Source organism: Yoonia vestfoldensis SKA53, assembly GCF_000152785.1.
GTDB lineage: Bacteria > Pseudomonadota > Alphaproteobacteria > Rhodobacterales > Rhodobacteraceae > Yoonia > Yoonia vestfoldensis_A.
Window position 1 is genome coordinate 511,370 of the sequence record NZ_CH672414.1, and the last position, 14,026, is coordinate 525,395.

The window sequence follows — 14,026 nt, forward strand, 5'->3', positions numbered from 1 at the left end:
CTGTGTCAGGGAAAGGGTCAGCTGCGCAAACGGGCCTGATAATGGTTTTGCTGCCAGTCGGCACGGGCCAGCCATTGGCTTTGTGGCTGGCGGGCGGCCATGGTGTCGTCAATCTCGACCTCGTCGAAACCCGCCCTGCGGGCCATGGCATATTGATCGGCGATCACATGGCCGCGCGCGCGCAAGCGGCCCTGATAGCCCGCGCGCCGCAACATCGCGGCCAAAGTGAAACCGCGCCCATCGGCAAAGCTGGGAAAATCAATGCGGATCATCGGCGCATTGGTCAGCCGTGCCAGTGTGGCGGGGTCGGTGTCGGACGCGATGTCCACGGCATAAGCGCAATCATTGGCAATTGTCTGTGCGGCATCGCGGAACGGTCCGGTCCAGTCGTCGGCGGCAAAGCCGGTGTCGGTGACAATAATGCTCATGCTGCCTTGCCTTCCCGGACCATGCGTCCGTTTTCAAAATGAATACCGCATTCGGTTTTTTCGCTGCCGCGCCACCGGCCCGCGCGGGGGTCCTCACCTGCGCCGACGCGGGTTGTGCAGGGCATGCAGCCGATGGACGGGTACCCTTGCGCCACCAGCGGGTGACGCGGCAGGCTGTGGTCGGTCATATAGGCGCGCAGATCGTCCGAGGACCAATGCGCCAGCGGATTGATCTTGATGCGCGCGCCGTCGGGTTCAAACAACGGCAGGCTGGCGCGCTGACCGTTCTGGAACTGCTTGCGCCCCGTGATCCAGCCGCCAAAGCCTTGCAGCGCCTGTTCCAATGGGCGGGCTTTGCGCAGGTCGCAGCAGGCATCGGTATCGGCCTGATGCAGCAGCCCGTCGACATCTTCGCGCAGAATGGCGTTGCGGTCGGGCGTGATGATGCGCACATCGCTTAGCCCAAGCGCCTTGGCCACGTCGCGCTGATAGGCCAGCGATTCGGGAAACAGCATTTCGGTATCCAGAAAAATCACCGGCACGGCCGTGTCGATCTGTGCAGCCAGATGCAGCAGCACCACGCTTTCGGCACCGAATGACGACACCAGCGCCACAGGCCCGATTTGGGTGTCGTTCAGCGCAGCGCGCAGGACGGCCAGCGCATCCGAATCGCGGTGCAGCGCGTTGCGGTGGTCGGCCAGATCATCAAGCGGCATCGGCTTTGTCCTCGCTTGGGTAAAGCAGCGTCTTGAACGGGGCGAGCCCCAGACGGCGATAGGTTTGCAAAAACGTCTCGGACGGGTCACGGCGCAGGTCGAGATACCCTGTCACCAGCCGCTCGATGGCGGGCACGATGTCGTCCGCGCTGAAACCGGGGCCTGCGCGTTCGCCAATGGTCGTCATCTCAGACCCGTCGCCGCCCAGCGTGATCTGGTAGTTTTCCACCCCCGCACGATCGAGGCCCAAAATCCCGATATGGCCGACGTGGTGATGCCCGCAGGCATTGATGCAGCCCGAAATCTTGATCTTTAGCGGGCCGACATCATGTTCGATTTTCAATTCGTCAAACCGTGTGGCGATCTGTTGGGCGATAGGGATCGACCGTGCCGTGGCCAGTGCGCAGTAATCCATGCCGGGGCAGGCGATGATGTCGGACGCCAGCCCGATATTCGCCGTTGCCAGATCGGCCTTGCGCAAGGCGGCGTAAACGGCAGGCAGGTCGGACTGGTGGACATGCGGCAGGATCACGTTCTGCTCATGGCTGATGCGCAATTCGCCGTGGCCATAGCGGTCTGCCAGTTCGGCCATCACGCGCATCTGGTCGGATGTCGCGTCACCGGGTGTGGCACCATGTTTTTTTATGCTGATCGACACGATGGCATAGCCCGCAGCCTTGTGCGCGGACAGGTTCGTATCGGTCCATGACCGGAAGGCGGGGTTGGCCAGACGTGCCGCCTCATACCCGTCGGTGGCTTTGGTGACGAAAGCAGGCGGGGCAAAGGATTTTTCGATCTCTGCCAGCAGCGTCTGGTCATAGCCGCCAAAGCCGGCGCGGATCGCGTTGAACCGGTCTTCGACAAGATCGCGGATCGTCTCGATCCCGTTTTCATGCAGGGTAATCTTGATGCGCGCCTTATATTTGTTATCGCGGCGACCCAGCAGGTTGTAGACGCTGACAATCGCCTCGACGTAAGGCAGCAGGTCCGCCTTGGACACGAAGTCGCGCAGCACCTTGCCCACCATCGGTGTGCGGCCCAGACCACCGCCGACGATGACCTGATATCCAACCTCGCCCGCGTCATTGCGCACGACGACCAGCCCGATGTCATGGGCGCGGGTCACGGCGCGGTCGGCGGCGGCACCTGTCACCGCGATCTTGAACTTGCGCGGCAGGAACTGGAATTCGGGGTGGTCGGTGGACCATTGGCGCAGCAATTCGGCAATCGCGCGCGGGTCTTCGATTTCATCTGCGGCGGCACCGGCGAAATGGTCGGCGGTCACGTTTCGGATCGTGTTGCCGCTGGTCTGGATCGCATGCATGCCGACATCGGCCAAAGCCTCCAGCATATCAGGCACATCGCCCAGTTTGGGCCAGTTGTACTGGATATTCTGGCGCGTGGTGAAATGGCCATAGCCCTTGTCCCACCGATCCGCGATCATCGCGAGCTGGCGCATCTGCGCAGGGTTCAGCGTGCCATAAGGCACTGCCACGCGCAGCATATAGGCGTGCAGTTGCAGATAAAGCCCGTTCATCAGCCGCAGGGGCTTGAATTCATCCTCGGTCAGGGACCCATCAATGCGGCGTTCCACCTGCCCACGGAATTGCGCGACGCGGGTGCGCACGAAGGTTTCGTCAAAATCGTTGTATACATACATCTGTTTTGTCCTGTCGCCGTCCCGGATCACGTCTGGGGCGGGGTCTCTACTTGTTTGCCGTGCGGATAATTCGACGGGCCGCGGGTGCGGAACGCCTCGCGGAAATGCACAGGCTCGGGGCCATCCGCGCCCAAGCGGGCATCGGCCAGATAGGCCCCTGCGATTTCCGACGCCCGCGCCTTGGCCTGCAACAGGCGCAGATCGGCATGCGCCTCGTCGGTGATCAATTCAGCCCGGGACATCAGCGGCGACCAGTGGTCATCCTCGGTCAGCCAGACGGCATCACCGTCCAGCAGCGCATTGGCGGTGACGACCTTGGGGGTGAAACGGGGGGGCATCAGGCGAATTCCTTGATCTTGATGGCAGCCGCCGCCGCGTCGCGCGGAGCAAGGCCGTAAAAGGTGATGACGGGGCCGGTCAGGGCCGCGCGGGTCAGGGTGGGTTCCAGTTCCACCAGACAGGTGGCGATCACGCGCTGATTGGCACGGCTGGCGTTTTCGATGATCGTCACGGGTGTTGCGGGATCGGCCCCGTGCATCAGCAAACGGCCCTGAATGAACCGCGCGGCGCGCTTGCCCATGTAAATGGCCGCGACCTCGCCGGGGGCGGCCAGCGCGCGCCAATCGTGATCGGCGTAGCCGCGCGTGTCATGGCCGGTGATGAACCGCACCGCCGAATTGCGCCCGCGCTGCGTCAGGCTTTGCCCGATACCCGCCACCGCCGCAGAGGCCGCCGTGATCCCCGGCACGATCGTATAGCTCACGCCTGCGTCGATGATCGCGCTGATTTCCTCGTCCAGACGTCCGAACACTGTCGGATCGCCTGCTTTCAGCCGCACCACATGATGCCCGTCCAGCGCATGCTGCACGATCAGCGCGTTGATCTGGTCCTGCGGCATCGCACGGCCGAAACCCTGCTTGCCGGCGTCAATGATGATCGCTTCGCGGCGGGCAAGCTCCAAAATCTCAGCCGTGACCAGATTGTCGTGGATCACGACATCGGCTTTATCCAGCGCGTTGCGTGCTTTCAGCGTCAGCAGTTCAGGGTCGCCCGGGCCCGCGCCGACCAGATCGACATGGCCCGCCTTGCTGCGCGCGGTGATGTGATTGTCGAGCAGCGTTTCCAGCGCGGGAATGATCCCGGCCTCGCCTGCCGTCCCCATGGCCTTGGGGCCGTGCTGAAAATAGAAATCAGCCCAGAAATCGCGCCGTTTGCGCCCCATCGGCAGCACATCGACCGCATGGCGGAATGTCTTGCCAATCCGCGCCAGCACGCCCAGCGACACGGGCAGGCGTTCTTCGATATCGGCCTTGATCGCGCGGGCCAGCACGGGGGCGGCCCCTTCGGTGCCGATGGCCACGACCACGGGGTCGCGGTCGACGATGGCGGGGGTGATGAACTGGCTATCGGCCAGGTTATCCACGATATTGACCAGCGCGCCATCGGCATGGGCGATGGCGGCCACGCGGGCATCCTCGGCGTCATCTTCATTGGCGGCATAAAACAGGGCGGCACAGAGCGTATCACCCGGTTCCATCGCGCGATTGATGATGCGCAGCTTGCCCGCGGCGGCCCATGCGCTGATCTCGGGGGTGACATCGGGGGCGATCACCGTCAGATGCGCCGTGGTCTTCATCAGCAGACGCAATTTGGCCATGGCCGCATCGCCACCACCGGACAACACAATTCGGCGACCGGCGACAGCAAGGAAGATCGGAAAATGTTGCATGGCGCACCTTTTGATTTCTTGCCTTCAACATAGAACATTGTTCTGCTATTTGCTGCCCCTAGACGGCAACAAAGGATGAATGTTCCAAGTTGCGCCAAAAACAGACCATGCGTCCTTGAATGATCGGAAAACAGGAATGGCTTTGCGGATTGATGCGACAGACCGGAAGATTTTAGCGGCCTTGCAGGCAGATGCGGCCCAGTCGCTGGACGATATTGCCAAGACGGTGGGGTCGTCCAAAACCCCTGTCTGGAATCGTATCCGCAAGCTGCGCGAGGCGGGGGTGATCGGCCAGCAGACCGTGATCCTTGATGCCGAAAAGCTAGGGTTCGAGGCGTGTTTTTTCGTGCTGATCCGCACGTCGGAACATGACAAGGACTGGCAGGCGCGGTTCCTTGCCGCGCTGAAATCACGGCCCGAGGTGCAAGAGGCGCATCGTCTGGCGGGCGATATCGACTATATCCTCAAGGTGCGGGTCAAGAATGCGCGGGCCTATGACACCTTCTATCAGGCGCTGATTTCAGAGGTAAAAGTGCATAATGTGACCGCGCTGTTGTCGATGGAAGAAATCAAATCGACGGTGGCCCTGCCGCTCTAGCGATGGGGTGCTTACGGGTGCGGGCGGGTTTTGCGCATCGTCAAGATCACACCGCGTTGATCGGGTCTGCCGCAGGCCTAGCGCGTGGCCACCATCAACCCTGTCAGCCCGTGAAAATGATAGACATCGCCATAACTGGGCGGGGCCGTCAGGCGCAGGTCTGGGCAGCGCGTGAACAGCACATCGAGCGCGATCTTCAGTTCGAGCCGTGCCAGCGGTGCGCCAACGCAGAAATGGATGCCACCGCCGAAACTGGTGTTCTGTGGGCCGCTGCGGGTGGGGTCGAACCGCGCGGGATCGGGATAGACCGCCGGATCGCGGTTCGCCGCCCCGAGCAGGCAGGCGATCTGGTCGCCGCGTTTGAAGCGCTGGTCGCCGATCTGCACATCCTCGTAAACCCAGCGGGTGAACATGTGCAGCGGCGGGTCGTGGCGGATAACTTCCTCTACGCAAGCATCTGTGATACCACGGATATTGTGTTCCAGCAGGGTCTTGGTGCCATTGCCCAAAGTATGCACCGTTGCTTCATGGCCCGCGTTCAGCAGCAAGATGCAGGTGGTGATCAATTCCTCGGTGGTTAGCTTTTCGCCCTGTTCCTCGGCCGCGATCAGGGTCGAGATCAGGTCGTCTGCGGGGGTCTTGCGGCGGGTTGCAACATAGCCGCGCATGAAATCTGAAAAATCCGTCGATGCGGTGATGGCCGCAGCCTCGATTTCCGGCGTGCGGCGGGCCTGATACATCGCGACCATGGCGTTCGACCATGCCAGCAGATCATCCGCGCGATCCTCTGGCACGCCCAGCAGCCGGGCGATGGTGATCACCGGCACGGGTTGGGCATAGGCCGTCAGCAGATCGAAGGGTTCGTCTGGAAAGCGGTCGATCAGGTCATGGCACAGCTGCGTGATCTGCGGGGCGAGCGCCGCAATGGTGCGGCTGGTAAAGGCGCGCAGGACCAGCGCGCGCAGGCGGGTGTGGCGGGGCGGTTCGAGTTCGAGCATCGAATGCGCCTCGATGTCATAGAACGGGCGTAGCGCATCGGGGATCGCGCGCGCCAGTTCGGGCGGACATTCGCGCCCCATGCGCCGGTCGCGCAGCACGGCATGAACAGCCTTGTGCGACACGGCACAGGGCATGGCATAATCGTCCCACCAGAAAAAATCACCCGTTTGCCGCGCGCGGTCATAGAACGGATAGGGGTTCTGCACAAAGGCGGGATCGGTCGGCGACTGGGTCAGATGCTGCATGGCGCAGCTTTGCCGCGCTGCCGCAATCTTTGCAATGGGGGCAGAACACATCCGATCACGAAACCGCGACGTTCTGACGCGGCACAGCGCCGTGCCGCTGTGTTAACCTGCATGCGATTGGATACCGCAGGCAGGCCGCAGAGGCGTCAACGATACCCAGTCAGCCAACGGGGGGGGAATGTTCATGGCGAAAACGTCTTTGGACGACGGAGTGTTCGACCGTTCGGCCTATCAGAACGCGAAACGGCAATTGCGTCTGGTGGAAACGGAACTGCCGCAAAACGCGGTATCCAGCCTGGCCCGCGAGGTCGTGCGCCGCCTTGCGTTCCGCATGCCGCGGCACGAAAACGCGGCCGACCTGCCGACGCAATCCGAAATCGACCTGCTTTGCGCCGCCCTGTTGTCGGCGGATGATACGGCTGCGGATCAGTTCATCCTTGCCGCCCGCCGTGATGGTGTCGATGTCGGGGCGATCAGCCGTGGCTATGTTGCCGGTGCTGCGCGCAAACTGGGGCAGATGTGGGATGACGACCGGATTTCATTCATCGATGTGACGCTGGCCTGTGGCAAGCTTTACGGGATCATCCGTGGCCTGCGCCATGTGCTGGCCCCGCAGATCATCCAGGGCCGTGAAACGCGCCCTGCGCTGTTTGCCTTGGTGCCGGGCGAAACCCATACATTGGGGATCGAGATCGCGACCGACCATTTCCGCCGCGACGGGTGGGATGTGGATATGCTGATGGGGCTGGACCATGATGCGATGGTGTCCGAGGCCGACCTGCGCCATTACGAAGCCATCGTGCTGGTCGCCAATTCCGACCGCATGCTGGAACCGCTGACCCGGCTCAGCCTTGCGCTGCGCATCACGCAGCCGCTGGCGCATATCATCGTGGCGGGGGGCATTCTGGATCACCACCCCGATATCCTGCACCTTGTCGGAGCAGAGGCGGTGATGGCCGATCTGGATACCGCGATTGCCACCCTGCGCGACGTGCTGGGGCCAGCGAAAACCTAGCTTGCGGCAAGGGCCGCGATGATCGGGGTAAAATCGACAGCCTTCAGGCTGGCCCCGCCGACCAGCGCGCCTGTGACATGTGGCACGGCAAAGATGGCGGCCGCATTGTCGCCTTTGACCGACCCGCCATACAGGATGCCGAAACCGGCCCCATCGGCAAAGCGCGCGGTCAGCCGCGCGTGGATATGGGCATGAACCTGCGCGATCTGGTCGGTGGTGGGCACCTTGCCAGTGCCGATAGCCCAGATCGGTTCATAGGCGATCACGGTATTGTCGGCGGTTGCGCAATCGGGCACAGATCCGGCCAGTTGCGCATCAATGACATCCAGTGTCGTGCCAGCCTCGCGCTGCACCAGCGTTTCACCGATACAGATGATCGTGATCAGCCCCGCATCATGTGCGGCGCGTGATTTCGCGGCGACGATGGCGTCGGTTTCATGATGATCTGTGCGGCGTTCGGAATGGCCGGTGATGACATGGGTTGCCCCGACATCGGCCAGCATTGCCGCCGATATATCGCCGGTATGCGCGCCATGGGTGGCGGTGTGGCAATCCTGAGCGCCGATGGCGATCGGTAATCCCGCACAGGACCCGATCAGCGTGGCGGGCAGGCAGATCAGCACATCAACATCATAACCGCGCTGTTCTGCCAGCGTCGCCAGCTGTGTCAGATCGGCGCGCAATCCGTTCATCTTCCAATTGCCGGCGGCAAGCTTGCGTCGCATGGGCTGTCCTTTGATGGGCGTCAGCGCGACGCGATATTCTCCGCGAACTTGATCGATTCCCCGCAGCCGCAGGCATCGACCACATTGGGATTGCGGAACTTGAACCCGGATTCGAGCAAGGATGTTTCATAATCGATCTCGGTGCCGAACAAGAACATCTGCGCCATCGGCGCGATCATCACACGCGCGCCTTGCTGTTCGACGACCTCGTCCAGCGGATCAATGTCGGTGACATAGGCCATGGTATATTCCATCCCAGCGCAACCGCCCTTTTTCACACCAATCCGCAGGCCCTGATGGCCGTCCTTGGCCATGAGCCGGGCGATCTGGGTGGCGGCCTTTTCGGTGATGGTGACAGCTTGTTTGCCGGGGATGCCGAACATGGGAAACTCCTTGCGTTGTTTCCAAGATAGGGCAGGGACCCGGACGACACAAGGTCGCCGTCCGGGCCTTTGGGGTCACAGACCCATGCAATTGGCGTAATAGGTCGTGGTGGCGGGCCAGTCAGAGAACACGCCGATCACGCCGACATCCTGTGCCAGCACATCGAGCACCTCGAAATAGGCGCCGTCATTGGTGATCGCATCATTGACGCCCTGGAAATACCACCCGCCGCCGGTGTGCAATGGGCCGGACCGTTCCAGCGTCCAGGTGATGATCTGCAGATCGGCTGCCTTTGCGGCCGTGGCAAGTGCAGACGGCACGATCTTGCCGTCTTGCAGCGTGACCAGCATCCATGTCGGCGGCGCGATGATGTTCACACCCATCGCCTTGAGCTCTTCCATGGTGTTGGGCCAAGTCGCAGGATCATGCGGTGTATAGCCATCGACGGTTTCGTATTCGTCCATCAGATAGACGGCCTGCGCACCAAATGCGGGTTCGTTCTTGATCCAGTACAAGACATCGTCAAGGTTGAACGACTGCAGCCAGACGTCGCTGGCGGGGATACCGGCGGCTTTGTATTCATCGACCAGCTTTTGCGCGTAATCTTCCTGGCTAAAGCCGTTGAACGGCATTTCGACCGAGGGGGATTTCAGCTCTGGTGTGAATTTCGCGCCCAGATCGCGGAACAGCGCGATGGATTCGGCATGCGTCATCAGCGTAGCGTTTGTTGCATAAAGATCGGTGCGCCAGTTGGCGGTGCCGTTCAGATAGTCCGCGGCTGTGGTGGCGGCCGTGTTGGCAGCATCCATCTTGGGGTCAAGCGTCTGGAATTCGGCCAGCGTCAGGTCGCTGGTGCGGCATTCGGCGCTGGCGCGCGTGTCACCATTGGCGGGGCTAAAGCCTGCGGTGCATTTGTCGGCCAATGGTGTCACAAGGATGTTGGTCGTGGTGTGCAGGTCGTTCTGCGCATGGCGGCAGACCAGTTCCAGATCAGCGGTGAAGGTCACGTCACATTCCAGAATACCTGCACCCATCTGGGCTGCGGCGACGTTTGATTCGACAGTATGCTCAGGGAACATCAGCGGCGCGCCACGGTGCCCGATGGAGAAATCCGACCGCATGGGCGTCTGGTCTGCGCAAGCCAGCAATTGCTCTTTCAGGGGGCTGTCGGTCATCTGGCTGACCAGATAGGCAGGGCGCGGACCATAGGTCAGTGCGGTCTCGGCGATGGCCGTGGTGCCGGCCAGCGTGGCAAGCAATGTAAGGGATAACCGTGTCATGGGATGCTCCAGTGTTATGACTGAAGCGGTGGATGCCGCGCGAATGTAACGGCTGCGCAATTCCGTTGTGAAGGTTTTCTGACGCTTACATGAAACCCAGTTCAAGCCGTGCTTCGTCCGACATCATGTCCATGCCCCATTGCGGCTCGAACGTCATTTCGACATCGACCTGTTTGACGCCGGGCAGAGGTTCGATCGCGTCAGCGACCCAGCCGGGCATTTCGCCTGCCACCGGACAGCCGGGCGCTGTCAGTGTCATGACGATGTTGACGGCGTTGTCGTCTTTGATGTCGATTGTGTAGATCAGACCCAGATCATAGATATTGACAGGGATTTCAGGGTCATAGACCGACCGGCACGCCTGAACGACATCGTCATACAAAGGATGATCTGTCGTCGATGGCGCGATCAAGGGCGCGCCTTCCAATTGTGCGTTTGCATCTATCATCTGATTGGTTCCTGCATTCCTGAGAAAACATATAGGGTTTGCCGCCCATGCCGTAAAGGGGCGGCGGACGCTGCGGTCTTTCCAATCCCGCGCCCTTGCGGCATATGCCTTGCCAGCAAGAGGATAGCCGATGACCCAGCGTTTTTCATTTGACCTGCATGCCACCGACGGCAAGGCGCGCACAGGTGCGATCAGCACCCCGCGCGGCGTGATCCGCACGCCCGCCTTCATGCCCGTCGGCACCGCCGCCACGGTCAAGGCGATGCTGCCCGAAAGCGTGGCCGCCACGGGGGCCGATATTCTGCTGGGCAATACCTATCACCTGATGCTGCGCCCGACGGCGGAACGGATCGCGCGTCTGGGCGGGCTGCACAAATTCATGAACTGGGACAAGCCGATCCTGACCGACAGTGGCGGGTTTCAGGTGATGTCGCTGGCCGGATTGCGCAAACTGACCGAGGAAGGCGTGACCTTCAAAAGCCATATCGACGGATCGCGCCATCATTTGTCACCGGAACGGTCGATGGAAATTCAGGCGCTGCTGGGGTCTGACATCGTGATGTGTTTTGACGAATGCCCCGCCTTGCCCGCTGACCGTGACCGGATCAAATCCAGCATGGATCTGTCGATGCGATGGGCGCAGCGGTCACGTGATGCGTTCGGCGACAGGCCCGGTCATGCGCTGTTTGGCATCCAGCAAGGCGGGCTGGAACAGGACCTGCGCGAAGAATCCGCCCAAGCGCTGCAAGCCATCGGGTTTGACGGCTATGCCGTGGGCGGTCTGGCTGTGGGCGAAGGACAAGAGGCGATGTTCGGCGTGCTGGATTACGCACCCGACCAATTGCCGGTCGACAAACCCCGGTACCTGATGGGCGTGGGCAAGCCTGATGACATTGTCGGCGCGGTCAAGCGCGGCATCGACATGATGGATTGCGTGCTGCCGTCGCGGTCGGGCCGCACGGGGCAGGCCTTTACGCGCCACGGTGTCGTGAACATCAAGAATGCCCGCCATCAGGATGATCCGCGCCCCTTGGACGAGGCATGCACCTGTCCCGCCTGCCGCGGCTATTCGCGCGCCTATCTGCATCATGTGTTCCGCGCCAACGAGATGATTTCGGGCATGCTGCTGACATGGCACAACCTGCATTACTTCCAGCAGATCATGGCCGGTATGCGCGATGCCATATCCGCAGGCACCTTTGCCGCATGGGAGGCAGATTTCCACGCCCTGCGCGCGCAGGGTGATATCGACCCGCTGTGATCCATGGCTGGTTGACAGCCCCAGATGTCAGCCCCATTTGTATTGCCCAAGAGGGGACGCACCATGCTGCCGATCACACGGGGCTGACGCGTTCTGCCAAAAAAGGAAAAACCCATGCAAGAACCGTTGAGTTCGTCTTATCCCGTCCTGCCCCTGCGCGACATCGTGGTGTTCCCGCATATGATCGTGCCTTTGTTCGTGGGCCGCGACAAATCGGTGCGCGCATTGGAAGAAGTCATGCAGGACGACAAGCAGATCCTGCTGTCCAGCCAGATTGACCCCGGTCAGGACGACCCCGATCAGGATGGCATCTACAAATCCGGCGTGCTGGCCAATGTGCTGCAATTGCTCAAACTGCCCGATGGCACCGTCAAGGTGCTGGTCGAAGGGCGCAGCCGTGTGCGCATCACCGGTTTTCTGCCCAACGACTCGTTCTTCGAGGCCAGCGCCGAATATCTGACCGAAGAATCCGGCGACCCGACCGAGGTTGAAGCCTTGGTGCGCAATGTCGCCGCCGAATTCGAACGCTATGCCAAGGTCAAGAAAAACATCCCCGAAGAAGCCATGGCCGCCGTCAGCGACGCCACCGAGCCTGCAAAACTGGCCGATCTTGTTGCCGGCCATCTGGGCATTGAAGTTGCGCAAAAACAGGGCCTGCTGGAAACCCTGTCCGTCGCGGAACGGCTGGAAAAGGTTTACGGCATGATGCAGGGCGAAATGTCCGTCCTGCAGGTGGAACGCAAGATCAAGACCCGCGTTAAATCGCAGATGGAACGCACGCAGCGCGAATATTATCTGAACGAACAGATGAAGGCGATCCAGAAGGAATTGGGCGACGGCGAAGACGGCCAGAACGAAGTGGCCGAGCTGGAAGCCCGCATCCACGATACCAAGCTGTCCAAGGAAGCTCGCGAAAAGGTTGATGCCGAGCTGAAGAAACTCAAATCCATGTCGCCCATGTCCGCCGAGGCGACCGTGGTGCGCAACTACATGGACTGGATTCTTGGCCTGCCATGGAACGTTAAATCGCGCACCAAGAAAGACCTGCACAAGGCGCAGGCCGTGCTGGATGCGGACCATTACGGGCTGGAAAAGGTCAAGGAACGCATCGTCGAATATCTGGCCGTGCAGCAACGTTCGGCCAAGCTCAAAGGCCCGATCATGTGCCTGGTCGGCCCTCCCGGCGTGGGCAAGACCAGCCTTGGCAAATCCGTGGCCAAGGCAACGGGGCGCGAGTTTATCCGCATCTCATTGGGTGGTGTGCGTGACGAATCTGAAATCCGTGGCCACCGCCGGACCTATATCGGCTCCATGCCCGGCAAGATCATTCAGGCGCTGAAAAAGGCGAAAACCACCAACCCGCTGATCTTGCTCGATGAAATCGACAAGATGGGCAATGATTTCCGTGGCGATCCCGCATCCGCGATGCTGGAGGTGCTTGATCCCGAACAGAACGCGACATTCGTCGATCATTATCTCGAGGTCGAATATGACCTGTCCAACGTGATGTTCCTGACCACCGCCAACAGCTATAACATGCCCGGGCCTTTGCTTGACCGGATGGAGATCATCACTCTGTCGGGCTATACCGAAGACGAAAAGGTCGAGATCGCCAAACAGCATCTGTTGCCCAAGGTGATGCAGAACCACGGTCTGAAAGCGCGTGAATTCAGCGTGTCCGATGATGCGCTGCTGGCGATGGTACGTGTCTATACCCGCGAAGCGGGCGTGCGGAACCTTGAACGTGAACTGGCCAAGCTCGCGCGCAAGGCCGTGACCCGGATCGTCAAAAAAGAGGCAGAGGCGATTACCATCACCGCCGCCAATCTGACCGATTTCCTTGGCGTCGAAAAACACCGCTTTGGTCTGGCCGAAGAAAAAGACCAGATCGGTGTGGTGACAGGTCTGGCCTGGACATCGGTGGGCGGCGAATTGCTCAACATCGAGGCGCTGCGCCTGCCTGGCAAGGGCCGGATGAAGACCACCGGCAAGCTGGGCGATGTGATGAAGGAATCGATCGATGCGGCCTCCAGCTATGTGCGCTCGATCGCGCCGGAAATTGGGGTAAAACCGCCGAAATTCGACACGATTGATATTCACGTTCACGTCCCCGACGGGGCGACACCAAAGGACGGGCCATCGGCGGGCCTTGCGATGGTCACCTCCATCGTCTCGGTGCTGACGCAAATCCCCGTGCGCCGCGATATCGCGATGACCGGTGAAGTGTCGTTGCGCGGCAATGCGATGCCGATTGGCGGGCTCAAGGAAAAACTGCTGGCCGCGCTGCGCGGTGGTATCACCACGGTGCTGATCCCGCAGGATAACGCCAAGGACCTGCCGGACATTCCCGACAACGTGAAAGAAGGGCTGACCATCATCCCGGTCACACATGTGTCGCAGGTGCTCGAACATGCGCTGGTGCGCAAACCCGAACCGATCGAATGGGACGAAGCCGCCGAAGAAGCCGCCGCCGCCGCAGCAATCAAATCCGGCACCGCACCAGAGGCCGCGCGCACCCACTGACCGCGGTCTTGCAAA

The 14,026-nt window shown here is 61.1% G+C and carries 14 protein-coding genes; 4 read left to right on the forward strand and 10 right to left on the reverse strand.

What is annotated here, in order from left to right:
• Positions 1–17: 17 nt before the first annotated feature.
• From SKA53_RS02600 to cysG, 5 genes are read right to left on the reverse strand one after another with little or no spacing between them, the layout of a single operon-like run.
• Complete coding sequence (locus tag SKA53_RS02600) at positions 18–428, reverse strand: DUF934 domain-containing protein (RefSeq protein WP_007204492.1); 411 nt, start codon at positions 426–428, stop codon at positions 18–20.
• Positions 425–1,144, reverse strand: coding sequence for a phosphoadenylyl-sulfate reductase (locus SKA53_RS02605; RefSeq protein WP_007204493.1), 720 nt, complete (start codon positions 1,142–1,144; stop codon positions 425–427). The genes SKA53_RS02600 and SKA53_RS02605 overlap by 4 nt, the downstream gene beginning before the upstream one ends.
• The gene (locus tag SKA53_RS02610) at positions 1,134–2,804 is read right to left on the reverse strand and encodes a nitrite/sulfite reductase (RefSeq protein WP_040482761.1); all 1,671 of its coding nucleotides are present in this window, start codon (positions 2,802–2,804) and stop codon (positions 1,134–1,136) included. The genes SKA53_RS02605 and SKA53_RS02610 overlap by 11 nt, the downstream gene beginning before the upstream one ends.
• A gap of 26 nt (positions 2,805–2,830) precedes the next feature.
• Positions 2,831–3,142, reverse strand: coding sequence for a DUF2849 domain-containing protein (locus SKA53_RS02615; protein ID WP_007204495.1), 312 nt, complete (start codon positions 3,140–3,142; stop codon positions 2,831–2,833).
• Positions 3,142–4,533: a siroheme synthase CysG gene (gene cysG, locus SKA53_RS02620; RefSeq protein ID WP_007204496.1), complete on the reverse strand. Its 1,392-nt coding sequence runs from the start codon at positions 4,531–4,533 to the stop codon at positions 3,142–3,144. Before cysG ends, SKA53_RS02615 begins: the two co-directional genes overlap by 1 nt.
• A gap of 136 nt (positions 4,534–4,669) precedes the next feature.
• Here cysG and SKA53_RS02625 point away from each other — a divergent pair, with 136 nt between their 5' ends.
• Entirely contained in the window at positions 4,670–5,131 is a 462-nt protein-coding gene (locus tag SKA53_RS02625; RefSeq protein WP_040482762.1) for an Lrp/AsnC family transcriptional regulator, read from the forward strand.
• A 77-nt stretch (positions 5,132–5,208) separates the two neighbouring features.
• Here SKA53_RS02625 and SKA53_RS02630 read toward each other — a convergent pair whose 3' ends face one another.
• Positions 5,209–6,375, reverse strand: coding sequence for a cytochrome P450 (locus SKA53_RS02630; protein ID WP_040482763.1), 1,167 nt, complete (start codon positions 6,373–6,375; stop codon positions 5,209–5,211).
• A gap of 184 nt (positions 6,376–6,559) precedes the next feature.
• Here SKA53_RS02630 and SKA53_RS02635 point away from each other — a divergent pair, with 184 nt between their 5' ends.
• The gene (locus SKA53_RS02635) at positions 6,560–7,390 is read left to right on the forward strand and encodes a cobalamin B12-binding domain-containing protein (protein ID WP_040483088.1); all 831 of its coding nucleotides are present in this window, start codon (positions 6,560–6,562) and stop codon (positions 7,388–7,390) included.
• Here the strand turns inward: SKA53_RS02635 and tpiA are convergent.
• The 4 genes from tpiA to SKA53_RS02655 form a co-directional block, all read right to left on the reverse strand.
• Positions 7,387–8,115 (reverse strand): triose-phosphate isomerase, encoded by a 729-nt coding sequence (gene tpiA, locus SKA53_RS02640; RefSeq protein WP_007204500.1) that lies wholly within the window; start codon positions 8,113–8,115, stop codon positions 7,387–7,389. The two genes, SKA53_RS02635 and tpiA, sit on opposite strands and share 4 nt — an antisense overlap.
• A 20-nt stretch (positions 8,116–8,135) precedes the next feature.
• Positions 8,136–8,498: a HesB/IscA family protein gene (locus SKA53_RS02645; RefSeq protein ID WP_007204501.1), complete on the reverse strand. Its 363-nt coding sequence runs from the start codon at positions 8,496–8,498 to the stop codon at positions 8,136–8,138.
• 75 nt (positions 8,499–8,573) lie between these two features.
• Positions 8,574–9,779 carry a glycerophosphodiester phosphodiesterase family protein gene (locus SKA53_RS02650; protein ID WP_007204502.1) on the reverse strand — a complete coding sequence of 402 codons (1,206 nt, stop codon included), beginning with the start codon at positions 9,777–9,779 and terminating at the stop codon, positions 8,574–8,576.
• Positions 9,780–9,864: 85 nt separating this feature from the next.
• The gene (locus SKA53_RS02655) at positions 9,865–10,227 is read right to left on the reverse strand and encodes an SUF system Fe-S cluster assembly protein (RefSeq protein WP_007204503.1); all 363 of its coding nucleotides are present in this window, start codon (positions 10,225–10,227) and stop codon (positions 9,865–9,867) included.
• 130 nt (positions 10,228–10,357) lie between these two features.
• Here SKA53_RS02655 and tgt point away from each other — a divergent pair, with 130 nt between their 5' ends.
• Complete coding sequence (gene tgt / locus SKA53_RS02660) at positions 10,358–11,488, forward strand: tRNA guanosine(34) transglycosylase Tgt (protein WP_007204504.1); 1,131 nt, start codon at positions 10,358–10,360, stop codon at positions 11,486–11,488.
• Between the two features lie 114 nt (positions 11,489–11,602).
• Positions 11,603–14,011, forward strand: coding sequence for an endopeptidase La (gene lon / locus SKA53_RS02665; protein ID WP_007204505.1), 2,409 nt, complete (start codon positions 11,603–11,605; stop codon positions 14,009–14,011).
• Positions 14,012–14,026: the final 15 nt, after the last annotated feature.

Coding starts and splice junctions, on each gene's coding strand:
- SKA53_RS02600 (WP_007204492.1), bottom strand. CDS start 428: ATGAGCATTATTGTCACCGACACCGGCTTTGCCGCCGACGACTGGACC.
- SKA53_RS02605 (WP_007204493.1), bottom strand. CDS start 1,144: ATGCCGCTTGATGATCTGGCCGACCACCGCAACGCGCTGCACCGCGAT.
- SKA53_RS02610 (WP_040482761.1), bottom strand. CDS start 2,804: ATGTATGTATACAACGATTTTGACGAAACCTTCGTGCGCACCCGCGTC.
- SKA53_RS02615 (WP_007204495.1), bottom strand. CDS start 3,142: ATGCCCCCCCGTTTCACCCCCAAGGTCGTCACCGCCAATGCGCTGCTG.
- cysG (WP_007204496.1), bottom strand. CDS start 4,533: ATGCAACATTTTCCGATCTTCCTTGCTGTCGCCGGTCGCCGAATTGTG.
- SKA53_RS02625 (WP_040482762.1), top strand. CDS start 4,670: ATGGCTTTGCGGATTGATGCGACAGACCGGAAGATTTTAGCGGCCTTG.
- SKA53_RS02630 (WP_040482763.1), bottom strand. CDS start 6,375: ATGCAGCATCTGACCCAGTCGCCGACCGATCCCGCCTTTGTGCAGAAC.
- SKA53_RS02635 (WP_040483088.1), top strand. CDS start 6,560: ATGGCGAAAACGTCTTTGGACGACGGAGTGTTCGACCGTTCGGCCTAT.
- tpiA (WP_007204500.1), bottom strand. CDS start 8,115: ATGCGACGCAAGCTTGCCGCCGGCAATTGGAAGATGAACGGATTGCGC.
- SKA53_RS02645 (WP_007204501.1), bottom strand. CDS start 8,498: ATGTTCGGCATCCCCGGCAAACAAGCTGTCACCATCACCGAAAAGGCC.
- SKA53_RS02650 (WP_007204502.1), bottom strand. CDS start 9,779: ATGACACGGTTATCCCTTACATTGCTTGCCACGCTGGCCGGCACCACG.
- SKA53_RS02655 (WP_007204503.1), bottom strand. CDS start 10,227: ATGATAGATGCAAACGCACAATTGGAAGGCGCGCCCTTGATCGCGCCA.
- tgt (WP_007204504.1), top strand. CDS start 10,358: ATGACCCAGCGTTTTTCATTTGACCTGCATGCCACCGACGGCAAGGCG.
- lon (WP_007204505.1), top strand. CDS start 11,603: ATGCAAGAACCGTTGAGTTCGTCTTATCCCGTCCTGCCCCTGCGCGAC.